The sequence below is a fragment of the Nonomuraea sp. NPDC049625 genome (genome assembly GCF_040675285.1).
Lineage (GTDB): Bacteria > Actinomycetota > Actinomycetes > Streptosporangiales > Streptosporangiaceae > Nonomuraea > Nonomuraea angiospora_A.
The window spans coordinates 59,823-85,825 of record NZ_JBFAOQ010000031.1 but is presented as its reverse complement, the minus strand read 5'-3'; the positions used below and the strand labels follow the sequence as shown (position 1 = coordinate 85,825).

Genomic DNA, 26,003 nt, shown 5'->3' with positions numbered 1-26,003 from the left:
CGCATCTTCGCGAACGTGCGGACCTGGTCGTCGATGGTGCCGTTGGGCGAGCACCAGTCGTACTTCAGGTAGTCCACGCCCCAGGCGGCGAACTGCTTGGCGTCCTGGACCTCGTGCCCCTGGCTTCCGGTCGCGCCCGGGTAGCCGCCGAAGTACTGGGCGCAGGTCTTGTCCACGGGCACCTGGTAGATGCCGAACTTCAGCCCTTTGGCGTGCAGGTAGTCGCCGAGGGCCTTCATCCCGCCGGGGAAGCGCGAGGGGTTGCCCCGCAGGTTCCCCGCCGGGTCGCGGGCGGGGTCGAACCAGCAGTCGTCGACCACGACGTACTTGTAGCCGAGGTCACGCAGGCCGGAGTTGACGATGGCGTCGGCCATCTGCTTGATCAGGGTCTCGTTGATGTTGCAGCCGAAGGTGTTCCAGCTGTTCCAGCCCATGGGGGGTGTGCGGGCGACCCCGTTGTCCAGGGCGCCGGCCTGGTCTTCCAGGGCGATCAGACCGCCGATGAGAATGCCGGCGGCGAGAAGCGTTCCGACCGTGCGCAAGGGCCCTCCTAAAGTGGCCGGCCTCGGTGACGTGGTGTCGGCCGGCCCGGATGAACGACAGGTCAGGGGCTGGTGCAGGTGGCGGTGGGGGTGGCCGCGGTGCCGTTGGCGGTGAAGCCGAAGGTGGTGGAGGCGCCCGCGGCGAGGGAGCCGTTGTAGGAGGCGTTGCGGACCGTCACGGCGGAGCCGGAGCCGCTCTGCGTGCCGTTCCACAGGCTGCTGATGCTCTGCCCGCCGGGCCAGGTCCACTTCACGGTCCAGCCGTCGACCGGCGCGCTGCCCGCCCGGACCGTCACCGTCGACTGGAACCCGCCGTCCCAGCTGTTGACCGTCTCCAACGTGGCCGAACACGCCCCCGGAACAGGCGTCGGCGTCGGCGTGGGAGTCGGGGTCGGGGTCGGTGTGGGTGTCGGGCCGCTCTGGAACTGGGTGAAGAACTTCCACACCTCTGCCGGGACCCAGGTCCGCGAGCCGCTGTCGCCGCCGGCCCCGTCCTGTGGCGCGGCGATGTGACCTTCGTCGAACGCCGCCCACACGACCGGATGCCCGGCCGAGCACCCGGAGTAGGTGGTGACCCGGTGCGTCAGGCTGCCCTGCGCCGGCTCGGGCGGGCTCTGGGCGGTGCAGCCGTTGTTCCGGACGAACCGGTCACGCAGGGATCGTCCGCCGGAGATGGTGAGCACGTTGTCCCTGATGCCGTGGATCCCCATGTAGGCGATGGGCTGGGTGCCGCCACTGCAGCCGCTGAGCTGGCCGCCGGACTGGACCGCGACCGCGCGGAAGACGTTGGCGCGGGCGCAGGCGATCGCGTACGACATGGCGCCGCCGTAGCTGAAACCCGTGGCGAACAGTTGCGTGGTGTCGACGCAGAGAGCTCCCTCGATCTGCCGGACCAGGTCGTCGACGAAGGTCAGGTCCTCGCCGTTGGAGTTGCCCCAGCCGTTGTTGAAGCCCTGAGGGGCGACGAAGATCGTGCTGTTGTTGGCCAGGCGCTGGAGCCCGTAGTAGGCCCAGACGTCCCGTTGCACGGTCTGGCCGGTGGCGACGTCGGTGGCGGTGCCGCCCAGCCAGTGGAGCCCGAAGATCAGCCGGTAGGGGTGGTTCATGTCGTAGGTGTCGGGGACCTTGAGGATGTAGCTGCGGTTCTTGCCGCTGGTCTGGATCGAACGCGTACCGCTGGCCAGCCCCGGTGCCTTGCCGCATCCCGCGGTCGCCGCGACGGCACCGGGTGACGTCCTGCCGGAGTCGGCACTCAGCGCCGGGCCGCCTGTGGCCACCAGGACGACGAGCGCCACGACCGCTAAGGCGGTCAACAAGGGTCTACGTCTGGACATCGCGCAACTCTCTCTGCCGAGCCGGTGTCGGCGTACGTCGATGGGAGGAACAGTCGCAGGGGGTTGAAGGCGCCCTCCGGTCGGCATGCGCGCTCTGCCGTCGGCCGAGCCGTAGCAGCGTGGCGACCGACCGTTGTCTCAGCGCGGGGCCGTGACGATGGTGTGGCCCAGGTCAACGCGGTGACGAGCGCCACCGTGACACGCCTGGCCGCGGCTGCGGGCGAGTGCCGCGTACGGCGGGCGGGCAGGGCGAGGTCTGCTGCATGTTCCTTCTCCTGGGGGTGGAGACACGGCTGGACGAGGGGGGCCTCCGTGTCGGGCGGCATCGGCGGCGGAACTGCTCGGAGCCGATCCGGAAATGCGTTATCGGTAACACCACGATGTAGGGCTGCGCCCGCCGCATTGTCAAGGCACGGTGAAAGTTTCATCGTGGCTCGTCGGCGGCCATCGCGACCGCATCCCTGGTCAAAAACGTGCGGAACGCGTCCTGCCGGAGAGCGGTCCCCGAGGGGAGAAGGCTCGATCTTGACAGGCCCCACCGGCGTCATATTTGCTCCGCTGCACCACACCTCAGCCCTTTGAAGGGGGATAGGACGGCCTCATGTGTGATCGATCACATATCGCCCTAGAAGGAGCAGTAGATGGTTTCCCTGTCACGGCATAGATCCTTCTTCACCGCCATCGCGATCGCATCGCTGCTCGTCCTAGGCGCGGGACGACCGGCGATGAGTGCCGACTCCAGCACAACCACGCCGTCCGGCACCGCTGCGGCGACTGCCGGGTGCGGGAAGGCCCCAACGCTGAGGAACGGCACGAACCAGATTCAGAGCGGTGGCAAGAGCCGCACTTACATCCTGCGGATCCCCGACAATTACAACAGCAGCCACCCTTATCGGTTGATCTTCGGTCTCCACTGGTGGGGCGGCACTGCCACGGACGTGGCCACGGGCCAGACCGTGCAGCGGGACGTCTGGGCCTACTACGGCCTGCAGCGGCTGGCGAACAACAGCACGATCTTCGTCGCGCCCCAGGGGCTCGACAACGGCTGGGCCAATGCCGGAGGCGAGGACGTGACCTTCGTCGACGACATGATCAGGCAGATCGAGGCGGATCTCTGCGTCGACACGACGCAGCGCTTCGCCGTGGGGTTCAGTTACGGCGGAGCCATGAGTTTCGCACTGGCATGTGCCCGGCCGAATGTCTTCCGCGCGGTCGCGGCCCAATCCGCCCCAGGGCAGATCAGCGGGTGCAGCGGTGGCACCCAGCCCGTCGCATACCTCGGGGTACATGGCATCAGGGACAACATCTCCGCTGGAAGATCGTTGCGCGACAGGTTCGTCCGGAACAACGGCTGCACCGCCCAGAGCCCGCCCGAGCCGGCGCAGGGCAGCCTGACGCACCGGGTCACCACCTACTCCGGGTGCTCGGCCGGGCATCCGGTCGTGTGGGCGGCGTTCGACGAAGGTCACATCGCCGCGCCACAGGACGGGGCCGGCGGCGACAGCGGCTCGCGGACCTGGGTCCCGGCAGAGGTGTGGAAGTTCTTCACCCAGTTCCAGAGCGGCCAGGACCCTGATCCGGACCCGGGGACCGGAGCCTGCCGGGTCGCCACCACCGTCAACTCCTGGAACAGCGGCCTGACCGCGGACATCACCGTCACCAATACCGGCACCGCCGCGATCAACGGCTGGTCCCTGGCCTTCACACTGCCCGGCGGGCAGGCCATCACCTCCGGCTGGAACGCCACGTACTCGCCCGCCTCCGGTCAGGTGACGGCCAGGAACGTCTCGTACAACGCCAACATCGCTCCAGGCGCATCGATCAGCATCGGCTTCCAGGCCACCCACACCGGAAACCCTGCCAAGCCGACCTCATTCACCCTCAACGGCGCGACCTGCACCGCTGCCTGATAGGCAGCGTCCGCTACTGGGCCGGGCGCGAGTTTCGGGGCGCTGGATCAGCCCGTCCCGGCGGGCCCGACGTCGAACTTGCCGAGGCTGGGCGCCCACTGGACATGTACGCGCTGATGGCGGGCCTCACCGGACCGGCTGAGGCCCGTCATTCCCGGACGAAGGAGCACCCATGTTGGAGCAAGGCGCTGCCGCCGCTGGGCCGTGATGATCGTCACCCGGGGTGACGGCCCTCCTGGGCAGCATGACGGTCAGCCTCGACACGGCTGCCTCAGCCGCCGTCGTGGACACCAACGCCTGGTACGCGTTGGTCATGAGAGATAACGGAGTTGCTCGTGGGTGATCGGGCAGGCTTCGGGTTGGTAGCCGCTGGCGGGTGAGCATTCCGGGGTCCTGGACCTTGAGTCCTGTCCAAAGACCGTGTCCCTGCCAGTAGCGGGTTGCTCAATGTCTGTCCTGGGTGGCAGGCGCCGTGCCCTCGCCACGGCTGTGCGGACAGTGGTCAGCCTTGCGCGGCGGGGGACACGTGGTCCCAGTCGGTTCAGGTCCGCAGGCGCTGGTCGTACAGGGCCTTCATCAACTGGGTGGACTGCTCGCCGAAGAGCACCCGCAGAGGTGGGTAGTCTGGGCCGACGATCATCAGAAGGGCGGAACCGGCGGCGGGATTACCAGGGCTGCTGGAGCCTCTTCGGGCAGCCAGGGCGGCCCTGACGCTGTCGTAGGCGGAGTCGGGTTCGGCATGGACGGCGGAAGAACCGGCCCAGTTAGTGCTGAAGTCGCCGATGTCGCCGATCGTGGAGATCTGGATGATGTGCCCGAAGCCTTGCGCGCGCAGGTGGGCAGGACCTCCTGGGTGACCCGACGGAGCCGAACCCGCCGGGCGTAATCGTCGCGCCCAAGGCGGGAACAGCCCATACCTGCCCAGGTGCCTTCGTGCCGGTCGGCCGCCCCGCCTACCTCAAGCAGCAGGGCAAGGTGCGCCGCATCATGGTGTTGCAGCTGCAAGAGGCGCGGTGGATCACCGAGATCGCCAGCGTCCAGAACCTCTACAACCTCGTCAACCCGCCAGTCGCAGGCCGTCTTGGACTACGCGACCGCCGAGGGCTTCGCCTTCATTCCCTGGTTCCCGATCGCCACCGGGCGGCCTCGCCCAGCCAGGCAGCCCGGTCGCGGAGATCGCGGCTGAGGTCGGCGCGACGCCGGCTCAGGTCGCCCCGGCCTGGCTGCTGCACATCTCCCCGGTCGTGCTGCCGATTCCCGGCACCACGTCTCTGGAACACCTCGCCGAGAACCTGCGGGCGGCCAAGCTCGCCTTGCCGGACGACGAGGTGGCACGGCTGAACGCGCTTGCCTGACCGCACCGCTGGCGCCGGCCCCGAGCAGGTCGAAGTGCGATGGGCCGATCAGACGGCGGTGATGGTCCATTGGAGGTTGGTGCTGGAGTCGGGACTCCACAGCTTCACATTGGAGCCCACGGTGGTGTTGCCGCCGCTGTCCAGCGCGGTGCCGGTACCGCGGTTGATGATCTGGTAGCGGCCGTTGCCGAGGTTGTTGAGTCTCCACTGCTGGTTGTTGCCGCCGTTCCAGGCGGCTTGCACGCAGGAGGCGCCGTTGGCGGCGTTGCCCCCGCTGTCGGCGACCATGCCGTTGGTGCGGTTGACGAGCCGGTGGTACCCGTTGCCCAGGTCGGCCAGCTGCCACTGCAGGTTGGTGCTGCCGTCGTAGGTCCACTGCTTGAGCGCCGAGCCGGAGGCGACGTTGCCGCCGCTGTCGAGGACGAGGTTGGTGGTGACGTTGGCGATCCGCACCCAGGTGGTCGGGAGAGGGCCCGAGCCCAGGGCGGGAATCTGGCCGTTGAAGGACAGCTTGACCACATACGCCGGGGCGCTGAACGGCGCCGTGGACGAGGGCATGGAGATGTGCAGGGCGGAACCGTCCTGGGTGCGGTTGGGCAGGTTGATGTACGAGCCGGCCGTGGGGCCCAGGAGTTGCGCCGAGGCCAGGTTGCCGAGGTTGATCCGGTTCGAGTTCAGCGTCGTGATGTCCAGGGTGCCGCCGGGCCAGCCCAGCACGGTGGCGTACAGCACGGTGCCGTCCTTGCTGCGGGTGAAGCGGATGTCCCGGTTGGTTCCCGGTCGTGGCTCGACGAAGGAACCTCCGCCCATCTTGGTCGGGCCCTCGCCGTAGCTCGTCCAGGCCCGGGTGGCGTAGATGGATTCACCGAAACGCTTCAGATAGTCCCCGATGCCCAGCAGGATCGACCGCTGCCCGGACGGGATGGTGCCGTCGGCCATGGGGGCGATGTTCAGCAGCATGTTGCCGTTCTTGCTGACCCGGTCGATCAGCGCGTGCAGCATGGCGTTGAGCGAGTAGTAGCCGATGCCCACGGTGTAGCACCAGCTGGAGCTGGAGATGCTGTCGTCGGTCAGCCAGAAGGGACTCTGGATGTCCGCCGGCCCGCCGCGTTCGTAGTCGAAGACCTCGCCCCTGGTGTTGAACCCGTCCTTGTAGGTGGCGACCACGTCCTTGTTCCAGGCGATGGCCTGGTTGTAGTAGGAGGCGAGGAAGTTCAGGCGCTGGGACTCGGGGACCTGACTCAGGTTGAAGTCCTGCCAGATGATGTCGGGCTGGTAGCCGTCGATGACCTCCTTGAGCTTGTCGTACCAGAGCTGATTCTCCGTGGCCCTGTCGAGCTGGCCGTACAGCTTCCTGAGGGTGGTGGTGGACTGCGATGGCGCCCACTGGTAGAAGCCGGTGAAGTTGAATGCGTGGTGCAGGGACACCAGCAACTTCAGGCCCTTGGCCCGGATGGCGTCGGCGTGTAACCGCAGCAGGTCGAGCCTGGGCCCGGTGGCCACCGAGTTCCACTCGTTCACCCTGCTGTTCCACATCGAATAACCGTCATGGTGCTCGGCCACCGGTCCCGCGAATTTGGCACCCGCGTCGGCGAACAGCTGGGCCCACTCGTTGGGGTCGAAGTTGCCGCCGGCGGACTTCAGCTTCGGCGCGAACTGCACCCAGTTGCCTGCCTTGTCCCGCGCGCCGTTGATGAAGTTGTGGTACGGCCACACCGAGGGATCACCGAAGACGCTCTTGTGGTGATTGTTCTCATTTGAACCGTTGTTGTACATGTTGCGCGGATACCACTCGTTGGCGAACGCGGGGACGCTGAAGACTCCCCAGTGGAAGTAGATGCCGAACTTTGCGTCCTGGAACCACTCCGGAGCCGGCGGGTGCTGATCGAGCGATGACCACGTCGGGGTGTAGCTGCTCGGAGCACTGACGGCTCGCGCGGTGCCGACGCCCAGCAGGCCGCCGGCCGTGGCGATCCCGGCGGTGGTGAGCAGCCTGCGGCGACTGAACGGGAATGATGACGATGCCATGGGCGGAACCTCTCAGGAGGGGGAAGCCCCTGTCAGGGTTGAAGAGGTTGTGAAAATCCATAGAGCGACGTAGATGGGTGAGGCGTGAGCTTCAGTGGGTGTTAGCGATAACATAAATTCACGTCGGCTCTCCCGCAAGCGTTGGATCCTCCGCTGACAGGCGACTGAGATCTTGAATGATGGCGACAGTCCCGGTGGTCTGGGCCGCCCTTCGTGCCGAGCTTGCCGAAAGGCCCGGTGCGGCAGCGGCCAAATGGGCAGCGCAGAAGAGGAAATCCCAGTTGAAGGGGCACGCCGTTTTGCGGGAAAGGTACGGCCGGCCACGTGAAGTCGCCACATCGGCCAGGTAGTAGAGGCGGAAAGAGCATGTCCGGAAGAGGGTCCGGGAGCACTTGGCCGAACGGCCCGGTCGTGAATCTTTCATCCAGCGGGCGTGCGTTACCGCTCACATCACCCTGCTGAGGCGGCCCGACGACGGGGCGGGATTTCGCTCCTGTCCCAAGATGACCATCTACACGGGTGCATCGCCGTGCAGCGGCCTGTGGCACCCGCCGGACCGGCTCGGACGGCTGGGCTTGACAGGTGTGATGGAGCATCCAAACGGTGAGGTTATCGATAACGAGCAACCGGACATCTCTACGAGGCGGTGTGCTCCCGCAGTGCGGCGACCGCGCGGCGGTATGGCTACCCGGCCGTGGGACCGGCTCTTGTCCGTTCTGCCGGAGCGCTCTCGTCGTGGACGCGGGCACCGTGGTGCGTCCGGTCACGCGGGTCGGGTCGGGAACACTGTACGGACTGTCCGACGCGAACACCCCACCGGTGTCGATCATGCAGCCGCTGAAGCTGCACCAGCTCCGTCAGCCGCCTCCGCTGCACCAGCACAGGCCCAACGGCTCGCCGGTTCCGGTCGGCGACACGCTGAACGTCTGGAGGAACGCCGCTGCCATCGGCGCCGTGATCACCGTCGACATGGCGGACAGCTTCGACGGCTTCCCGTACCGGTGGACGAACTGGAACGACTGGTACAGCCGGATCGACAAGATGATCGCCGCGGCCAAGTCCGCGGGTGTCAGCAACATCGACGCCTGGGAGCCGTGGAACGAGCCGGACTGGACCTGGCCCTCGGCGTCGGGTGTCTCCTTCAACGAGGGGTGGGTCCGCACCTACCAGCGGATCCGGCAGAGCGAGCCGAACCAGGCCATCATGGGGCCGAGCCATTCGCGGTGGGACGTCAACTGGATGCGGTCGTTCCTGAACAACGCAAAGGCGACCAACACCGTGCCTCAGGTGGTGTCCTGGCATGAGCTGAGCGGATGACAGCAGGTCACCGGCAACGTCCGGGCCTATCGGGCGCTGGAGAGAGAACTCGGCATATCGCCACGTCCTATTTCGATCAATGAGTACGCGCAGCCCGCCGAGGTCGACGTGCCCAGCAGCGCGAACCACTACGTGGCGCAGTTCGAGCGCGAAGGCGTGCGCGACGCGGAGCGGGCCTTCTGGTACGAGTGGGGCACCCTCAACGGGCAGCCCACCGCGTCGTACTGGATGTACAAGTGGTACGGGGATCAGACCGGCAACATCGTCAAGGTCACCCCCACCGCGTACGACGCGGGCGGCAGGACTTTCAGCGTGGTCTTCGGCGGTCAGACCGGGAACAACTCGATCCGAGTGGACGGCATCGGCGGCCTGGGCTCGTCGGTCACCGCGTCCCGCGAGTCGGTGCCCGGGTCGGGACGCACGACGAATGCGTCCGGAGCGACCTGGGTGTGGTCGAACGTGTACACCGTGACCAACGGGAGCGTCACCGTCCCGATCGCAGCCAGAACGCCGACGGCGCCTACCGCCTGGTCCTGACACCGGGATGAGCCGATGACGGGAGGGCCGTGGGCGTCCCTCGGATGCCGCCGGCATTTCTCCCGCTCCAGGTGGACCAGGGCACTGGCATGGTTGCGGCGCCGAGAACGGGCCGTGGCCGAGCGGGACCGCGCCGTGGTGGATCTGGCCGGTGGTCTGATCGCGACAGCGTGCGTACAGGTCGAGGGCGGGCAGCGGGATGCCGCCTGCTCAGAGGTCAGCCGGGTCACCAATGCGGGACGCACAGGCGTTCGGCGTGGGTGAAAGGCGAACGTGTGTGCATGCCTGACTCCTCTGCCAGTGCCAGATGGGGGAGAGACACGGAGATCAGGCAGATTAGGCCCGTGCCGGGCCGCTGCTCTCCCGCACGATGAGTTCCGGCTCGCTCCACTCGGGGACGGCCGACGCGGCCTCCGGCGCCAGCCTGCGATACAGCAGACCGAAGCAGGCTCGGCCGAGTCCTTCGAAGTCGAGCCGGACGGTGGTGAGTGAGGGGTTGAGGTAGGCCGCGGGTGGGGAGTCGTCGAAGCCGACCACGCTCAGGTCGCCGGGGATATCTCGCCCGGCTTCGCGTGCTGCTCGCATGACGCCCAGCGCGAGATCGTCGTTGCCGCACAGGACGGCGGTCACCGAGCGGTCGGCCACTAAAGAGCGTACTGAGAGATAGCCGGAGCGGGGGGTCCAGCCGCCCTCCAGCGGCTCGGGAACGGGGAGTCCGGCAGCACGCAGCGCGTCCTGCCATCCTCTGGTCCGTTGGGCGAGCGGACTGGTGGAGGAGGGCATGGCCAGGTAGTGGACGGTTCGGTGCCCCAGGCTCAGCAGGTAGCGGGTCGCGTGCGCGGCGGCGGCCCGATCGTCCAGCCAGACCTGCCATGGGTCGGCGTCCGGGTCGTCGTCGGAGCGGTATGCGACGGCGGCTGCCACCGGGACGTCCGGCGGCAGCGCGCGGAGCGCGCTCACTCCCACCTCATCGAAGGCGATCACCATGACCGGCTCCCCTGGCCGATTGAGCCTCAGGGCGATGTCCGTCTGCTGGGAGGCCGCGTCGAGCACGCTGATTCCCACCGAGAAACCGGCCGCCCTGGCCGCCTCCTCCATGCCGCGCAAGGTGGCGGCCGCGCCGTACAGGGCGGTGTCGGAGGTCAGCACGGTCACCGCGCGTGCTGGGCCGCCGGCCAACGTCTGAGCAAGCCGGTTGGGGCGATAGCCGAGATCGTCGATGACTTTCAGGACCTTGGCCCGGGTCGGCTCGCTGACCCGGGCCTTGCCGTTGATGACACGGGAGACGGTCTGTTGAGAGACGCCGGCCACCCGCGCTATGTCCCAGATGCTCACGGATCGGCCACGAGGAGGATCATCCGCTGGCATGTGACCGGTAACGCCCATGATTCAGAGCCTACTTGATGGCGGCCGCCGGCACCTTCTACGAAGGCGTGATGACCTCCGGCTATCCGTCTGACGCCACCGAGAACGCGGTCCAGGCCAACATCGTCGCCCGGCTACACGACGTCATCGGGCCGGCCCCGGTGGAACGCTCACCCCCGGCTCGTCGATCTCGCTGCGCGCGACGACGGCCTGCTGCACCAACCGCTACGTTCGCCACCAGAACGACCAAGTCATCACGTCGGTGATCACCTCGTCCAGCTCGTCCGCCGACAAGGGCGACGCCTCGTGGATCGTGCGCAGCGGCCTGGCCAACAGCTCGTGCGTGTCGTTGGAGTCGAAGAACTACCCTGGCGACTACCTGCGGCACCGGAACTACCAGTTGCACCGGCAACACAATGACGGAAGCACGCTGTTCGCCGCGGACGTCACCTTCTGCCCGCAGACCGGCAAGAGCGGTCAGGGCACATCGCCAGCAACGGCGGCTCCCACAACTTCGACGGCTCCACCTCTTGGGCCGACGACGTGAGCTGGGTCGTCGACCAGCCCTGGGCATGGATTCCGGCGAGCCGTCACTGTTCCACGGGGCGGCTCTCCGCCGTTTCCGTTGATCCACCAGCCGCGGCTCGGATCGCGGTTGAGGCCGGCGACGGTTCCAGCCCTTGGCCGGGCCATTACACCCGCGGGACCGCCGGTCAACAGGAGCGGGCGGTCCCCGACGGGGTAGTTACCTGACGGGTGGGCAGCGAGCTGGCGCATCCGACGTTCTTCAGCAGCGCGGCGGATCGCCAGGGACGCGTCCCGGCGGAGCACCGTCCAGGAGCATCAGTAGCCTGGGAAGACGCTGCGGAGCAGGTCGAGGTCGGCGGCGCCGGTCGTGGTCACTTTGCTGGGGGTGCGCTTGGGGGCGAGGCGGCCTGCGACAAGCCGAAGCCATGCCTCGGCGGGTAGGGTGATCGTGCCGTCGGGCTGCTCGGGCACGTCGAAGTCCACGCTGATCGGCGCCTGCAGGCGCAGTGCGAAGACGGAGGCGGGCTCAGTCGTCGTGACCTGGAGGACTGCACTTCGGCCGTCCAGCTTGTCTGCTTTGCCGATCCAGGCGAGCAGGTCAGGCTCCCCGTGCAGGAGGGCCGCGCTGGCGTCCGGGGCCAGCGTGGCGTGCTCGTCGAAGCCGACGCGGACGTCCCACGAGTGCAGGGCGAACTCACTGAGGCGCATTCGTGCCGCGGTTGCCACGTCGACCGGTGCGGGCAGGAAGCCCAATTCGATGCGGAGTTTCTCGCGGGTGTCGGCATCCAGCGACTCGTAGAAGCCGGTCAGGGTTTGGTTCGTCTGGAGAAAGGCGTCGGCACGCTCCCGCCGGGTCATGGCGTTCCACCTGTCCCAGACGGCCTGGTTGAAGTCATGGCCGGGGTTGGGCCGGCCGTCGAGGGCAGCCTGGAGGACGGCTTGGTGGATTTCGGCGCCGCTGCCCAGGTGGCTGAGCACCTGTGAGATGTCCCAGTCGGCCGCGCCCGACGATCGGGCCAGGTCGCCGTCGCTGAGCTCGGACACCAGTCCGGCGAGGGTGTCGTGTCCGGTACGTAGTGCTGCGATGACCGTGTCGGCGTTTCTCATTTCTTCTCCAGAGGTTGATTGCCTGCAGGGATCAGGGTTCGTCCATGCGTCTTGGGATCATGAGGTCGATCATGGCAGCGCTGATCGCGACTGCGTGCGCGGTCGTCATCACAGCGTCCACTTGATCGAGCAGCCGACGGGCTGTGTATCGGCGAGGCCGGGGGAGATACCGGTGAGGACGTGGTCGAGGGCGCCGCGCAGCCAGGCGGCGTTCAGCGACTCGTCGATCGCATCCGCGTCAGGCGCGCCATGGTAGGCGACGATGCCGGATTCGTCGAGGACGAACACCTCTGGCGTGCGCCGGGCACCCCAGCGACGTGCCACCGTTTGGCCTTCATCGACCAGGTACGGCCCGGCGAACCGGCCCTCCGCGACCCGCTTGCGGGAGTGCTCGACGCCGTCATCGGGGCCTTGGGAGGGATCGTTGGAGTTGATGTGCAGGAAGCGTACGCCGCGTGGCGCGTAGTCCCGCCCGGCCTGCTGCACTCGGTCGTGCCAGGCCCGGGAGAACGGGCAGTGGTTGCTGATGAAGACCACGACCGTGGCCTTTGCTCTCTCCTGACGCAGCGGGACTTCGACGCCCTTCACGTCCGGTAGAACGAAACCGGGTGCGGTGTCGCCCGGCCGTAGTGGCTGGGGCAGGCCGGGGGGTTCGGGCTGGTGCGCTTGCCCGGCGACACCGACGATCAGCCCGTCGTCCAAAGTGAACGTGAAGTCCATGGCATCCATCGTCTGCGACGGAGCGCCCGGGACGAACACCCGCATCTGCGCTCCACCGGGGCCGGTGGCACGAACTGTCACCCGCCCATCCGCGCCTCCGGGCAGCACGCTCAAGTCGATCTCGCCGAGCCAACCGGCGGGCATCGCGAAGGTGACCGTGGCGACGACGGCGTCGATGCCGTGGATCTTGCGTCCGCCGAAGTCCATCACCACATCGGGCGAGAGCACGGCCCGCAGTCCTGGTGCCTGGTCGGCGGACTTCTCCGCCACGAACCAGCCCTGCACGCTGGCGGGCGCCTTGTCCAAAGACGTCACGCGGCCCCGAACCTCGCTACTGGCAGAGCGTCGCGCCAGGGGAGAGACTGCCGGCCCTGCCCAAGGGCACCTTCACCCTGACCGAGCTGTACCTGTTCGCCCATGCCGCGCTCAGCACCGGCCGCTCCCGCCACGTGGACGAGGGCACCATCGACATGGGCGCGGGCGGCCGGGCCGACCCCGGCCCGCGGCGACATGAACGACACACCTTCTCGTTTCGTACACCGTCCACTCCCTCGTGCGACCATCGGGCCGTCCGGTGCTCGCCTCCGGGCGCTCGATCGGTGTGGATGGGGGAAGCCGGGCGGCTCAGTCGTGTTGCGGGTGGCTGCTGACCAGCGTGGTGAGCGACCTCGGTGCGAGAGTGACCGAAGTGTTGGGCCCGCGCTTGGAGACGAGAGCCTGGTTCCGTTCCAGGTTGTGAGTGGAGTCGGTCAGGTAGGCAGCGGGGCGCTTCAGGTCGACGGTGGTGGTCACGGACTCGTGGGAGGTGTTGAGGATCTCGACCACTTCGGTGCCGTCGGTGTTGCGGTACGCGGAGACCTTGAGCCCGTCGCCGGTGCTGTTCACACCGAGGCGTACGGCGTCCGGCCGGATGAAGCGGCTGTAGGCGGCGAAGGCGTAGAGCCTGGATGAGACGCGGTAAGTGCCGTTGGCGTCGTCGATCTGGATCAGCGCGGCGGTCTTGCCGCGCGAGCCGCCGAGCCAGTAGACGAATCCGGTGCTGCCGGAGAGGGCGAGGGTGTTGTGGATGCGTTCGGCGATGTTGATGCCGTCGGTGACCTTGCCGCTGTCCCAGGCTTCGTTCCAGCCGTCCGCGACGCTTGACGGAGCCCACTCCGACATCCAGGTGCGCTTGGACGTGGGCAGCGGGAAGTCGGCTCCGCTGGCGTAGCCGTGGCCGGACATGACGTCCAGGTGTTCGCGTGCCTCGGGGTCGTTCTCGATGGCCTGGGCGTACGCCTCGGAGCTCTTCCAGCCGATCGACTCGCAGCAGACCACGTTGAGGCCGGCCTGGTCGGCGTAGGGGCCGAAGACCTTGACGAACTCGGCCGCCTGAGCCGGCGTGAAGCGCATCGAGGCGTATTCGGTGGTCCAGTCCGGTTCGTTCAGGAAGGCGATGTCGGAGATCTTGATGCCTTCCTGCTGGTAGAACTTCGCGTACTGCACGAGGTAGCGGGCGTAGGCCGCGCGCCAGTCGCCACTGGCACAGGTCGTGCCCTGCAGGCCGCACAGGTTGCCGCCGTTGACGTCGGTCCCGTTGGTCTTCATGTAGCCGGGGGCGCTCCAGGCGTCGGCGTAGAACCGCTTGACCCCGCGCCGCTGGGCCTCCTTGGAGAACCACACCTGCCCGCTGTCCCAGCCGTCCCAGGTGTACTTCGGCGGGGCGTCCGGGCCGCCCGGATCCGCCGGCTGGATGGACAGCATGGAGTCGTAGACGTTCGTGGCCGAGGAGCCGATGCCGAGGCGCAGGATGCTGGGCGCGGCGCCCTTGCGGCGATCCAGAAGGAGGTCGAGCACCTCTTTCTGCTTGTCCGCCGGCAGGTTGTGCACGAGAGTCGCGCGCTGGAACGCGGTGGAGTAGCCGAATCCGTCGATGGTCTGATGCGTCTGGGTTCGCTGGATGTCGATATCCGGTTGAGGGGCCGCGCCGGCGCCGGCAGCCGGCCCGGCCAGGGTGATGGCGGGCGTGAGAGCCGCCACGAATGCGAGGGATCGAAGCACCCTGCTTCTCCTTAGATCTGTCCGGGGGGTGGTCGAAGTCGAGAGGAGTGACAAGTGACAACGGGTGGCGTCGCAGTGTTCGGCCAAGGAGGGAGCGATCATGGCGCCGCATAGAAGTGATCGATCACTTTGCTCGCTGCTGTAGATTAGTGATCGATCACTTCTGCGTCAATGGCTTGTTGGCGGGGACCGGTTAGGCTGTGAAGCGCAGCGCGAGGAGAGGGGTCCCTTGGACGAGGCTGAGACGCCGCGCCTCACGATCCATGAGGTGGCCCGGCGTGCGGGTGTTTCGCATCAGACGGTTTCTCGGTATTTCCGCCACAACGAGAGCTTGAAACCGGCCACCCGCGCGAAGATCGATCTGGTCGTTCAGGAGTTCAACTACCGGCCGAACCTGGTCGCGCGTTCCATGCGCACCCGGCGTACGAACCGGTTGGCGATCACCCTGCCCGCCTCCACCTACCTGTGGCCGGCGCGCGTGCTCCGCGCCGCCTCCTCCGCCGCGCACGACGAGGGCTTCCAGTTGGAGGTCGTCAGCGTCGAGGGCGATCCGCGCGCCAGGGCGGAGCGGATCTTGGAGCTGGCCGGGTCGGGGCAGGTCGAGGGCATTTTGTCGCTGACACCTCTGGAGATCGACCCCGCTGCCGCGCCGGTGCCCATCGTCGTCACGGGCGACTACGACGACATGCTGCGCGGGGTCAACGAACTGGCGGACGCCTCCCCGGTCCAGGAGATCGTCGAATGTCTCGCCTCGCTCGGTCACCGGGTCTTCTTCCACATCGCGGGCGCGCAGAGCTGGCCGTCGGCCCGTAATCGCAAGCTGGTCTACGAGCAGACGATCGAGCGCCTCGGGCTCACCTCGTACGGTGTGGCCCTCGGTGACTGGAGCCCTCAATCCGGCTACGACGCCGTACGCGCGCTGCCGGACGGGTGCGGCGTGACGGCCATTGTCGCCGTGAACGACCACGTGGCCATGGGTGCCGTACGGGGAGCGCTCTCGCGCGGCTGGGGGGTTCCCGGCGAGGTCAGCGTGTTCGGCTGGGACGACGAGGAGCTGGGACGCTTCGCCACTCCCGCGCTGTCCACGGTGGCCGTGGACAGGGAGGTGCAGGGGCGGGAGGCCATGGCCAGGCTCATCGCGAAGGTACGCGGCGAGCCGGCGCCGGAGCCTCCTGTACGGTCGATCAACCGGGTCATTGTTCGTGAGACGGTCGGCCCGCCACCGCCCGCCTGAGAGTATTGAGCCGGGCAGCACCGATGTGCTAACTCTATGGCGCCATGAGTCCTTTCAGCCGAGAGCTCTGGCGATGAACGAACCATGGCCGGCCGATCCGCCGGCGATCATGATCGACGATGAGGTCCGGCATCAGACGATCGACGGGTTCGGCGTCTCCACGGCCTTCCGGCGCAATGAATTGATCAGGGCTCTGCCGCGGGACAAGCAGCGCGAGATCCTCGACTTGTGGTTCAGCCGGGAGAAGGGGGCCGGGCTCACCATCCTGCGCCTGGGCATCGGCTCGGCGCCGGCCGGCAGTCCGTACGACGACATGGTGTCGATCCAGCCGGAAGACCCCGGCGGCCCGGACGCCCCACCCAGGTACGTCTGGGACGGCGACGACAACAGCCAGGTCTGGATGGCCAAGGCCGCCCAGGAGTACGGCGTCGAGCGCTTCTTCGCGGTTCCCTGGAGCGCGCCCGGCTACATGAAGGACAACGGCGAGGAGAAGAACGGCGGCAGGCTGAAGCCCGAATGGCAGCGTGCCTATGCCGACTACCTGGTGCAGTACACGAGGTTCTACCAGCGAGAAGGCGTCCTGATCACCGACCTGGGCTTCGCGAACGAGCCCGACTGGACCGCCAAGCACGCCTCCATGCGCTTCACCCCGCAGGAGGCCACCCAGTTCGTCAAGGTGCTCGGCCCCGTCGCCTCGGGCATGCGGGTGGTGTGCTGCGAGTCGGTCGGCTGGACCGAGGCCATGGCGTACACGACCGCCATCGAGGCCGACCCCGAGGCTCGCCGCTGGGTGCAGGTCTACACCGGACACGGCTATGCCACCCCCGTGGACGGTCCGCTGCCGACGAACCGGCGCACGTGGATGTCGGAGTGGAACCCGAACGGCACCACCTGGAACGAGAACTGGTACGACGGCAGCGGCTCCGATGGCTACACGATCGCCTCGGCCGTGCACGACGCGCTCACTCTCGGCAACGTCTCGGCCTACCTGTACTGGCTGGGGGCTTCGAAGGGGAGCACCAGGGCACTGCTGCGAATCGACGAGGCGGAAGGGGTGTACCGCGTCTCGAAGCGGCTGTGGGCGGTGGCCGCGTTCAGCAGGTTCATCAGGCCGGGCGCGGTCAGGATCGGGGCCAGGGCCGCGGCGCCCTCGCTGAGGGTATGCGCGTTCCGCAACCCCGACGGTTCCCGCGTCGTCGAGGTGCTCAACACCGGCCTGGCCCCCGTCACCTGGGCGGGCGTGAGCGAGACGGCCGAGGTCTACCTGACCGACGCGACCGCCTCGCTCGACTCCCTTCCCGTCTCGGACGGGGCGGTGACGTTCCCGTCACGCGCCCTGACGACGGTCGTCCTGCGCTGAGCCCGAGCTGCCGGGCGCGCGATGCGGCGCGACCTGGCAGTTCGGCTCGGCCCTGCTGCCGGATCAGGACGCGGGCAGCGGCGTCCAGGTACGCAGCCGCCCGCACATACCGAAGGCGCGAGGACCGGGCCTGGGCGTGGTCCTGACCACGGTGGCCTGCCCGAGGTGGGCGGGATCGCCGTCCGCGATGGCCGCGAGCTGCTCGCGGGTGCGCTCGGTCTCGGCCGCGACGGTCTCGTCCCACAGCTCCTTCCAGGACTCGGCCCGAGGCCGGACGATCGCCGCCGCGAGCCGATGGAAGTCCGCCAGCGCCTGCCCGCCACGCTCCTCGACGTCCTCCAGGAGCTGCCGGAACCCGTCGATCGCCAGGTCCCGCCGGGCCCGCGCGGCCTCCGCCCGCTCGTCCTCGGACCCCTGCGCCGGCAGCGTGGCCGCGGCGAGGTAGGCGTCACGGTCGCGCAGGACGTCGGAGGGGAAGGTGAGGACGGCGTCGCCGGCCTCGGGCAGCCCCGCGTTCTGCATGATCACGACCAGCCGCAGATCCTCCTCGTTGACCAGGCGGTGGATCGTTCCCGGCGAGAACCACAACACCGTGCCCGCTTCGAGCCGGTCCCGGGCGAAGCCCGCAGCGCTGAGGGTGTGCACCTCCCCGCGGCCCGCGGTCACGACGTACGCCTCGGTCGAGACGGTGTGCAGGTGCGGGGTGCCGCCGTGCACGCCGTCGGCGCACTCCCAGTCGTAGACCGCCAGGTCGCTGATCGAGGTGCCGCCGGGGAACAGCGGAGTCATAGGGCGAACTCCGCGCCGAGCTCGTCCAGCTCTGCCCGGTCGCACATGTGGTCGATGAAGACGTAGCGGTGCGTCAGTTCGAGGGTGTCGCCGTCGGCCAGCGCGATCTCCTCGTCGAAGGAGGGGGAGGGGCTGATCACGGCGAACGCCTCCCTGCGGACGAACCACTTGATCGGCACCGGCGCGCTGGAGTGGCCGGCGATGGCCAGCACGGTGCCGCCGCCGTCGATCTCGTCGTGCTGCCCGACCATGGCCAGCCACGGGGCCTCGGCGCCCATCATCTCCTCGCCGCCCTTCCCGCCGGCGGCGATGATCGTGCCTCCGGTCCAGGACCGGGGGCCGCGCCAGAAGAAGCCCGCGTACCCGGCCAGCGGGCGGCCGTGCGTGGTGGGGCTGCCGAACTCGAGAGTGGCGCCGCGGACGTTGAGCAGCTGCGTGGTGAAGTCCAGCGCCCAGATGCCGCGCTCGGCGTCCACGCCGTGGAAGACCTGGCGGCGCTGTTCGGTGATCCACTGCTCGCCCTGCGCCGAGACCCAGTGCAGGCTCTCCGCGACCGTCACCCGCTCTCCGTCGGAGGAGAGCTCGGCGAAGTCGATGTGGTTCATGTGGCCGAGGTTGTCGCGCCAGTGGTAGTTCCGCTCCACCGAGAACGTCGGGCCGCCCCAGAAGTTCTGCCCGGACAGGTGGGCCCAGGTCATCTGCAGGCCCTTGTGCCAGCGGTGGTCGTGCGGCCGGTAGACCGACATGGGCGCGCCGGACAGGCTGCGGATCGGGTGAATGTAAGGCTTGGGCGATTCGGCGTCGGGCGCGTCCGGGTGGTAGACGTATTGCGCGATGTCCACGTCGCCGGCGGTGACGATCAGGGAGCTGTCCTCGTCGCGGACGCTGAGGCTGGGTTCAGGCATGGTCGGACTCCTGGTGCTGGAGGCGGCTGAGAGCGGTCGGCAGGTCGCCGCCGTTGAGCGAGTGGTAGAAGGGGTTCGTCTCGTCGAGCTCGGCCCGGGTGACGGGCCGCCCCGTGATGGCCGACTGGTACATGGCCGTGATCAGCTCCATGACGCGCCTGCCGTCGGCGCCGCTGGCCGGGGGCCGCTCCCCGGCTGACATGGCGGTCAGCAGGGTGGCGAGCTGGGCGCGGTGGGAGCTGCCGGTGTTCTCGGCCGGTGCCCAGCCGGCGATTCTGTCCTGGTCGGTGACGTGCGGGGCGGGCGTCCAGCGCCAGTGGGAGTTGTCGTAGCCGTAGAGGTGCTCGACCTCGACGGTGGCGTCGCTGAAGTCGAAGCGCAGGTAGCTCGTCTCGCGGGGGGACAGCACGCTGTTCACGATCGAGCCGACGGCGCCGGAGGCGAACCGGACGATCGCGAACGACACGTCCTCGGTCTCGACCCGGCGGCCGAGCGTCGCCGCCACGGCGTGCACCTCGTGCCAGTCACCGAGCAGGCTGAGCAGGAGATCCATCTGGTGGATGCCATGGCCCATGGTCGGGCCGCCGCCCTCGGTCTCCCACTTGCCACGCCACGGCACCTCGAAGTAGTCGTGGCCGCGGTACCACAGCGTGTTGCACACGGCGACGAGCGGCGAACCCAGCTCGCCGTCGCCGATGTGCTGGCGCAGCCGCTGGGCCGCGCTGCCGAAGCGGTGCTGGAAGACGTAACTGGCGTACGGGCCGCCGTCCTTCTCGTGGGCGGTGATCTCGTCGTACTCGGCCAGCGACAGCGTCGGCGGCTTCTCGCACCAGACCCACGCGCCGGCGTCGAGCGCGGCTGTCACCGCCTCGCGATGCGCGACCGGCGGCGTTGCGACGACCACGAGATCGGGGCTCGCCGTCGCCAGCATCTCGGTCAGATCGGTGTGGCGGCCCGGGATGTCGTAGGCGTCGGCCAGCTCGTTCGCGCGGGCGGAGTCGACGTCGCACACGGCGACGACCCGTACCGCGTCGCCGGCCGCGGCCAGGGCGGGCAGATGACAGGCTTTCGCGATGCCCCCGGCGCCGACGAGGGCAACACGAACCGGGGACGAAGACGCAGGCATGTGGAACTCCTTTGGACGACCCAAAGAGTGATCGATCACTTTTGCCTGGTTAACCTATTTTCGATCGCCATTCGGGTCAACCCCGGCTGCGTCCGCCCCCGGAGAATGTGACGTGGCTCTCCAGGCCGGCACCGGTCAGGGGTGATGCGGAAAGTGTCAACGAATGAAGGTGGAGCGGCCTCTCGCCCTTGCCGTGCTGCCCCGGCAGATGAGGCGAGGAGCCACGACCAGGCGCGCACGACCCAACGGCTCGGCCGATTCGACCTGCTCGAGCAGCACATTGATGCTGAGCCTGCCGACCTCGCAGAAGTCCTGCCGGACTGTGGTCAAAGAAGGGGCGAAGAACGCCGATTCGGGAATGTCGTCGAAGCCCACCACGCTCACCTGTTCGGGCACCTTTACGCCGGCCTCTGAGAACGCCCGCAGCAGGCCAAGCGCCATCTGGTCGTTGGCCGCGAAGACCGCGGTGACGTCGGAGACGCGGCCGGCCAGGATCTTGCCGGCCAGGTACCCGGATCTGGGGGTCCAGTCGCCTGCCAGCGCTTCGGGGATCGCTCGCCCGGCGGCCGACAACGCGGCTCGCCAGCCTTCGCTCCGTCCTTCGGCTTCCAGCCAGCCGTCTGGCCCGCTGATGTGCCAGACGGTTTCGTGGCCGAGATCGAGCAGGTGAGCCGTCGCCTGCCGGGCACCTTCCACCTGGTCCACGGTGACCACGGATACGTCGCCTTCGTGCCAGCCCCCGACGGCCACCGCGGGCAGGCCGGTGAGCAGGTCGGCGAGGGCCTGCGCCGCCAAGCGCTGCGGCGCGACCAGGATGACACCATCCACTTCCCGCTCGGCCAGGTAGCCGATGGCCTCGTCGACGCCGGCGCGGTCAATGGTGCGGAGGCTCACGATGCTGACGAAACAGCCCGCGTCCCGGGCGGCTCGCTCGATGCCGTAGACGGCGCTGGCAGGGCGGAGCAGTGTGGAGCCGAAACTGACGACGCCGAGCCTGCGTGAGCGCCCGGTGATCAACATCCGGGCGGTCATGTTGCGGCGATAGCCGAGAGCGTTGATAGCTTGCAGGACACGGGCCCGTGTCTCCTCTCGGACTCGGCGGTGGCCATTGAGCACGCGCCAGACGGTCTGGTGCGACACGCACGCGAACCTGGCCACATCGGCCATGACCGGCCGGCGCGATCTGGCCTCAGCTGAGCAGGCCCAGCTCGGTGGAATCCGGCGCCGGCTGCGGCGAGCGTCATGCACCAGCTCTTGAGCAGGGCGAATCGCTTCATGAGTGGGGTCTCCTACCGTGATCCGGGCCTCACCTCGAGGCCGGCGGCAGGACGACGAGGAGCAGCCCCTGCCCTTCCCCCGGCCAGGAGCCGTGCGACAGCATGGACAGTCCTTTCGCTTCCTGCGTCGAAACCAGGCGGACCTCTGCGAACCACGACTGTTAGCGTTAACATAACCGAGTTATCCTCATGGCCGTGATGGGCGTCACGCTAGGGTGCACGAATGCAGCCTGTCAAGGAACTCGAGGCTCGCTATTTTCGGTTAATGCGCAGTAAGTTTCGCAACCGGTCGCCCTGAGCGTCGCTCTCTCGGATGATCAGGTCGGCGCCTAGTTCCCCTCGGCGCTGGGCCAAGGACTCGCCCTGCGCCGGCTTGACCGGGCCCGACCGACAGAGGCCCATGGCCTGCCTGTCGGTGTCGGCGGGTCGGACAGCCGCGGCAGGCGTTCGGCCTGGGCCAAGCCGGCCTTGACGAGGAAGTCGTCCCAGCCTATGAGTTCCGGACCGTCGGAGGCGTCGGCCATGACGAGAGTGATGCGATCGCCATGGAGGCCCGGGCGGCTCGGCGAGCTGTGCGACGATCAGCGGCCGGGGCGAAGAGGCGTCAGTTGCCGGACGGGCCAACGGCCGGTCCGGGCGGGAACCCGGCCAGAAGATTTCGGCTGCTAGCCCTTTCGTTTCGGCAGATTTGCGGGCAGGTTCTTGACGAGTTTCGTGAGTCGCACGTATGGTCCGGCATTAACGATCGAGACTTACTTCGCAACTTTCTGACCCTGCCATCTTCCGGCAAGGGCGCCGCGCTGACGTACGACGAGAAATGTTTGCAAGAAGCCCGCCTACCGCACCATGGTCGCCTCTCGCTCTGAGTTCTCTGGAAGAGACCACCTGTGAACTTCCGTAACGCCACACCGGTCATGCTCGCTGCGGCCACTTCTCCGTGCCGCCGCCTGTGGAGGAGGGCAAATCGTTCCAGTTCTGGTCGCTCGGCATCAACCAGAGGGGGCCCGTCGAGGACGACCAGAAGGCCGATCCGGGAGCGCAGGTGAAGCTCGCCGAAGTGGCGTCCTCGGTCGAGAGGGTGCAGGCGCTGACCATGACGCCGGTCGGCGGCAAGGTGCCCGGCCTGGTGCTCATCCAGGGCGAGGACGAGGAAGGCCTGCGCCGACTCCTTGCTCGGGCTCGAACCGTTCCTCGTCGGCCCGGGCAACTCGGCCATCGGCCAGGCGTTCCTGAACGCGATCACCAACGTCGAGCAAGGCAAGGGAGTTTCGGCCAAGGCGCGGGACGCGGCTCTGGCCGGCATCAAGACCGCAATCGGCAAGTGACGTGACCGCGATGCTCAGCCCGCCCCGGTCGCGGCGTGGAGTGGCGGGTGCGGCAGAGCCTGGCCGAGCGGCTGTCCTCGTACGCCCACCACGCGTCGGCCTTCCTCATTTTCGCGATCTGAGGGTTCGTCCCGCTGCTGCTCACCCTTTCACTCGTCTGCTGGAACGCAGGGCGGAACACGATCAGCATCTGGCTGCTGTCCGCCGCGCTCAAAGAAGGAATGACGCACGTGAACTATGCCTTCGCGCACGTACCGGGCCCTGGCACGGCTCGGATTGTTAACGCTAACACCCGTCGGTTCCCTCGCATCGCCCTCGCGTTCGGAGCATCACCATGCCTGTATCCGCCAGCGCTCGTTTATCCGGCCTGCGCCGTTCCTTGGTGTCGGGGGGAGCGGTAGCCGTGTTCGTCGGAGCCGTTCTCGTTTCTTCGGGAGGCGTGGCGAACGCCGCCGTCGAGTGGTCGCCACAACCCTCGTACACCTCGACCGACAAAGGCGACGGCACGTACTCCGTGCCGCTGTTGCGCTCCGACGTGCCGGACATCAGCGTGGAGCGCGTTCCGGCCGCCGAGAACGGCGAGGGCCGGGACGCCTACTACATGATCAGTACGACGATGCACCTGAGTCCCGGTGCGCCGATCATGAAGTCCTACGACCTGGTGAACTGGGAGATCGTCAACTACGTCTTCGACCGGGCGAGCATCGGAGACTCCTTCTCGCTGCGCAACGGACAGACGTCGTACGGTCAGGGCCAGTGGGCGTCGTCCCTGCGCTACCACGACGGCATGTTCTACGTCGTCTTCAACACCAACAACCTCGGCGGCGCATACGTCTACCGGACCGACGACATCGAGAACGGCGCCTGGGAGCGCACGGCCCTCGGCCGTGGCCTGCACGACCCGTCGCTCTTCTTCGACCTCGACGGCACCCCGTACATCTTCTACGGCTCCGGTGGCACGAGCGCTGTGCGCCTCAACACCGACCTGACGGCCATCGAACAGGACTACCCGAACATCTTCCGCGCGAGCGACTACGCCGGGAAACCGTTCATCGGGGGTCTGTTCGAGGGCGCCCAGTTCTACCACATCGACGGCTACTATTACGCGGTCATCATCACCTGGCCGTCCGGGCAGGGGCGCCAAGTCGTCATGCTTCGCTCCAAGGAGCTGCTCGGCCGTTACACCTCGGCGGGCGGCGTCAACACCTATGAGGCCCGCGGGGTGCTCAACTCGAACGGCTTCGCCCAGGGCAGCCTCGTACCCATCTCGCGCGAGGGCGGCGGGACCGACTGGTACGGCATGTTCTTCCGGGACACGTTCCCGATCGGCCGCATCCCGGCTCTCATCCCCGCCACCTGGCAGGACGGATGGCCGACCTTCGGCGACCACGGAGTCGTGAAGGTGGACGACGTGTTCGACAAGCCGATCAAGCTCGGCCCGGAGCGGGAGGCGTTCGAACGCCAGAAGAGCATCGTCGCCTCGGACGACTTCATCAACGACGCGCCGCACAAGGCGTACATGGACGAGGAGTGGACGATTCCGCGCCCGCCCGATTACGACGAGACGCTCATCGGCGTCGAACTGCTGGACAAGCCGGGGTTCGAGTCCGCGGCGGTCGCGCCATGGGGTGCACGGTACGGCGCGACGCTCAGCCGGGACACAGCCGATGCCGCTTCCGGGGCGGCGGCTCTCAAGGTGAGCGATCGCACCCTCAACGGCTCCGGCCCGAACCAGGCGCTCAACGGGAAGATGCAGCACGGTGTGACCTACACCGTGTCAGCGAAGATCAAATACGCGTCGGGCCCGGACACCATCCGGTTCAACCTTGCCGCGGACTGGGGTGCGGGCGTTCAGGTGATGGCGTCCGGAAACGTGCCCGCCGGGCAGTGGACGACGGTGTCCGGACAGTACACCGTGCCGGCGACGGCGAACCTGGACACCTTCACCTTCGCGGTGGAGACACCGTGGGCCAATCCACAACCGCCCTCGTCGGGCGTGGAGTATCTGATCGACGACGTCTCGATCGTCGGGCAGCCGGTGACGGCCGAGTACCCGGCCGAGGAAGAGATCGCGTCCAACGGGTCGCGACTGGACATGGTGTGGCAGTGGAACCATGCTCCCGACAACCGGTACTGGTCGCTCACCGACCGCGACGGATGGCTGCGGCTGACGAACGGCAAAGTCGTCACCGGTAAATACGTTTACACGAAGCTCTCCAACCGGGCCGAGCTGGCCTGGTTCGAGGAGGCGCGGAACACGCTGTCGCAGCGTACGTTCGGACCGCGGCAGTCAGCTGAAACCAAGATGGACATCTCCGGCATGAAGAACGGTGACGTCGCCGGCCTGGCCGCCTACAACCGCGGCTTCTCGTACGTGGCGGTCAGGCGCGCGGGCGGCGTCAACACGCTGGGCGTCGTCAACCGCGTGCAGCCGTTCGCGGTCGACCTCGACCAGGCCACGCTCGAAAGCTTCCTGCCCGGCACCACGGTGCCGCTGGGCAAGGCGACCAAGGTGCACGTGAAGGCGGATCTCGACTTCGCCTCGCCGGCCGGGCAGTTGTGGACGACCTTCTACTACAGCCTCGACGGGCGGACGTGGACCCAACTCGGGGACCGCGTGGGCCCGCAAACCCTGGACGGCAGCCTCGCCCACTTCATGGGACACCGCGTCGGCCTGTTCAACTACGCCACTCAAGAAAAGGGAGGGCACGTCGACTTCGACCACTATCTGCTCAGCGACACCCTGACCGCGCAGAACCTGCCGCTCGACACGAGCGACCTCGACGGGGCCATCGCGTACGCCAGGACGCTCGACAAACGCGACTACCCGAAGGACGCCTGGGCCGCGATGCGAGCCGCGCTCGCCAAGGCGAAGAAGGCGCGAGCCGGGAAGTTCGGCACGCAGAACCAGATCGACGCGCCGGAGCGGGCGCTCAGCTACCAGCTGGCCCGGCTCGGCACGTTGAAGGCAGCCACTCCGTCGCCGGATGTGTCCGCGGTGGCGGAGACCTGGTGTGCGGGTGGCACGGTGATGGTGACGGTGCAGGTGACGAACAACGAGAAGGTGCATGTGTCGGCGTCGGCGGAGTCGGCGTACGGGACGAGGCCGATCGGGACGATTCCGGCCGGCAAGCCGGCCGCTTCTTGAGGCCCGACCGGGTCACGTCACAACTTCCCAACAGCACATCAGAGATCAGGGAGGAA

The 26,003-nt window shown here is 67.9% G+C and carries 21 protein-coding genes; 10 read left to right on the top strand and 11 right to left on the bottom strand.

Annotated features, from left to right (window positions below; genetic code table 11):
* A partial coding sequence (locus AB0J87_RS60810) for a glycoside hydrolase family 27 protein (RefSeq protein WP_363984647.1) occupies window positions 1-542 on the bottom strand: 542 nt, incomplete at its 3' end.
* Window positions 543-604: 62 nt separating this feature from the next.
* On the bottom strand, window positions 605-1,876 hold the full coding sequence (locus tag AB0J87_RS60805; RefSeq protein ID WP_363984645.1) for a cellulose binding domain-containing protein: 1,272 nt from the start codon (window positions 1,874-1,876) through the stop codon (window positions 605-607).
* 641 nt (window positions 1,877-2,517) lie between these two features.
* Here AB0J87_RS60805 and AB0J87_RS60800 point away from each other — a divergent pair.
* Together AB0J87_RS60800 and AB0J87_RS60795 are read left to right on the top strand one after the other, a co-directional pair.
* Window positions 2,518-3,786, top strand: coding sequence for a cellulose binding domain-containing protein (locus AB0J87_RS60800; RefSeq protein WP_363984643.1), 1,269 nt, complete (start codon window positions 2,518-2,520; stop codon window positions 3,784-3,786).
* 1,013 nt (window positions 3,787-4,799) lie between these two features.
* Complete coding sequence (locus AB0J87_RS60795) at window positions 4,800-5,141, top strand: aldo/keto reductase (protein ID WP_363984641.1); 342 nt, start codon at window positions 4,800-4,802, stop codon at window positions 5,139-5,141.
* Window positions 5,142-5,189: 48 nt separating this feature from the next.
* Here the strand turns inward: AB0J87_RS60795 and AB0J87_RS60790 are convergent, their stop codons facing one another.
* Window positions 5,190-7,169, bottom strand: a complete 1,980-nt coding sequence (locus tag AB0J87_RS60790) for an alpha-L-fucosidase (protein WP_363984639.1) — start codon at window positions 7,167-7,169, stop codon at window positions 5,190-5,192.
* Between the two features lie 735 nt (window positions 7,170-7,904).
* On the opposite strand from AB0J87_RS60790, the gene AB0J87_RS60785 reads away from it, so the two are divergent.
* Together AB0J87_RS60785 and AB0J87_RS60780 are read left to right on the top strand one after the other, a co-directional pair.
* Complete coding sequence (locus AB0J87_RS60785) at window positions 7,905-8,486, top strand: hypothetical protein (protein WP_363984637.1); 582 nt, start codon at window positions 7,905-7,907, stop codon at window positions 8,484-8,486.
* Between the two features lie 108 nt (window positions 8,487-8,594).
* Window positions 8,595-9,023, top strand: a complete 429-nt coding sequence (locus AB0J87_RS60780; protein ID WP_363984635.1) for a hypothetical protein — start codon at window positions 8,595-8,597, stop codon at window positions 9,021-9,023.
* A gap of 336 nt (window positions 9,024-9,359) precedes the next feature.
* On the opposite strand, the gene AB0J87_RS60775 is transcribed toward AB0J87_RS60780, so the two are convergent.
* Window positions 9,360-10,358: a LacI family DNA-binding transcriptional regulator gene (locus AB0J87_RS60775; protein ID WP_363984633.1), complete on the bottom strand. Its 999-nt coding sequence runs from the start codon at window positions 10,356-10,358 to the stop codon at window positions 9,360-9,362.
* Between the two features lie 68 nt (window positions 10,359-10,426).
* Between AB0J87_RS60775 and AB0J87_RS60770 the strand changes: the two genes are divergently transcribed.
* Complete coding sequence (locus AB0J87_RS60770; protein ID WP_363984631.1) at window positions 10,427-10,654, top strand: arabinofuranosidase catalytic domain-containing protein; 228 nt, start codon at window positions 10,427-10,429, stop codon at window positions 10,652-10,654.
* The gene (locus AB0J87_RS60765) at window positions 10,576-10,935 is read left to right on the top strand and encodes an AbfB domain-containing protein (protein ID WP_363984659.1); all 360 of its coding nucleotides are present in this window, start codon (window positions 10,576-10,578) and stop codon (window positions 10,933-10,935) included. The genes AB0J87_RS60770 and AB0J87_RS60765 overlap by 79 nt, the downstream gene beginning before the upstream one ends.
* Before the next feature lie 296 nt (window positions 10,936-11,231).
* On the opposite strand, the gene AB0J87_RS60760 is transcribed toward AB0J87_RS60765, so the two are convergent.
* From AB0J87_RS60760 to AB0J87_RS60750, 3 genes are all read right to left on the bottom strand, one after another.
* Window positions 11,232-12,023, bottom strand: a complete 792-nt coding sequence (locus AB0J87_RS60760; protein ID WP_363984629.1) for a maleylpyruvate isomerase family mycothiol-dependent enzyme — start codon at window positions 12,021-12,023, stop codon at window positions 11,232-11,234.
* 108 nt (window positions 12,024-12,131) lie between these two features.
* Window positions 12,132-13,058, bottom strand: coding sequence for a redoxin domain-containing protein (locus AB0J87_RS60755; protein ID WP_363984627.1), 927 nt, complete (start codon window positions 13,056-13,058; stop codon window positions 12,132-12,134).
* Window positions 13,059-13,367: 309 nt separating this feature from the next.
* The gene (locus tag AB0J87_RS60750) at window positions 13,368-14,783 is read right to left on the bottom strand and encodes a glycoside hydrolase (protein ID WP_363984625.1); all 1,416 of its coding nucleotides are present in this window, start codon (window positions 14,781-14,783) and stop codon (window positions 13,368-13,370) included.
* Window positions 14,784-15,051: 268 nt separating this feature from the next.
* On the opposite strand from AB0J87_RS60750, the gene AB0J87_RS60745 reads away from it, so the two are divergent.
* Window positions 15,052-16,017, top strand: coding sequence for a LacI family DNA-binding transcriptional regulator (locus AB0J87_RS60745; RefSeq protein ID WP_363984657.1), 966 nt, complete (start codon window positions 15,052-15,054; stop codon window positions 16,015-16,017).
* Between the two features lie 73 nt (window positions 16,018-16,090).
* Window positions 16,091-17,377 (top strand): glycoside hydrolase, encoded by a 1,287-nt coding sequence (locus AB0J87_RS60740; protein ID WP_363984623.1) that lies wholly within the window; start codon window positions 16,091-16,093, stop codon window positions 17,375-17,377.
* A 63-nt stretch (window positions 17,378-17,440) separates the two neighbouring features.
* On the opposite strand, the gene AB0J87_RS60735 is transcribed toward AB0J87_RS60740, so the two are convergent.
* From AB0J87_RS60735 to AB0J87_RS60720, 4 genes are all read right to left on the bottom strand, one after another.
* The gene (locus AB0J87_RS60735) at window positions 17,441-18,166 is read right to left on the bottom strand and encodes a cupin domain-containing protein (protein WP_363984621.1); all 726 of its coding nucleotides are present in this window, start codon (window positions 18,164-18,166) and stop codon (window positions 17,441-17,443) included.
* Window positions 18,163-19,071: a PmoA family protein gene (locus AB0J87_RS60730; protein WP_363984619.1), complete on the bottom strand. Its 909-nt coding sequence runs from the start codon at window positions 19,069-19,071 to the stop codon at window positions 18,163-18,165. Before AB0J87_RS60730 ends, AB0J87_RS60735 begins: the two co-directional genes overlap by 4 nt.
* A complete protein-coding gene (locus tag AB0J87_RS60725) occupies window positions 19,064-20,197 on the bottom strand; it encodes a Gfo/Idh/MocA family oxidoreductase (RefSeq protein ID WP_363984617.1) in 1,134 nt (377 codons plus the stop codon). Before AB0J87_RS60725 ends, AB0J87_RS60730 begins: the two co-directional genes overlap by 8 nt.
* A 156-nt stretch (window positions 20,198-20,353) precedes the next feature.
* Complete coding sequence (locus tag AB0J87_RS60720; RefSeq protein ID WP_363984615.1) at window positions 20,354-21,364, bottom strand: substrate-binding domain-containing protein; 1,011 nt, start codon at window positions 21,362-21,364, stop codon at window positions 20,354-20,356.
* A gap of 1,279 nt (window positions 21,365-22,643) precedes the next feature.
* Between AB0J87_RS60720 and AB0J87_RS60715 the strand changes: the two genes are divergently transcribed.
* Complete coding sequence (locus AB0J87_RS60715; RefSeq protein ID WP_363984613.1) at window positions 22,644-22,799, top strand: hypothetical protein; 156 nt, start codon at window positions 22,644-22,646, stop codon at window positions 22,797-22,799.
* 439 nt (window positions 22,800-23,238) lie between these two features.
* Window positions 23,239-25,947, top strand: coding sequence for a family 43 glycosylhydrolase (locus AB0J87_RS60710; protein ID WP_363984611.1), 2,709 nt, complete (start codon window positions 23,239-23,241; stop codon window positions 25,945-25,947).
* Window positions 25,948-26,003 lie beyond the last annotated feature (56 nt).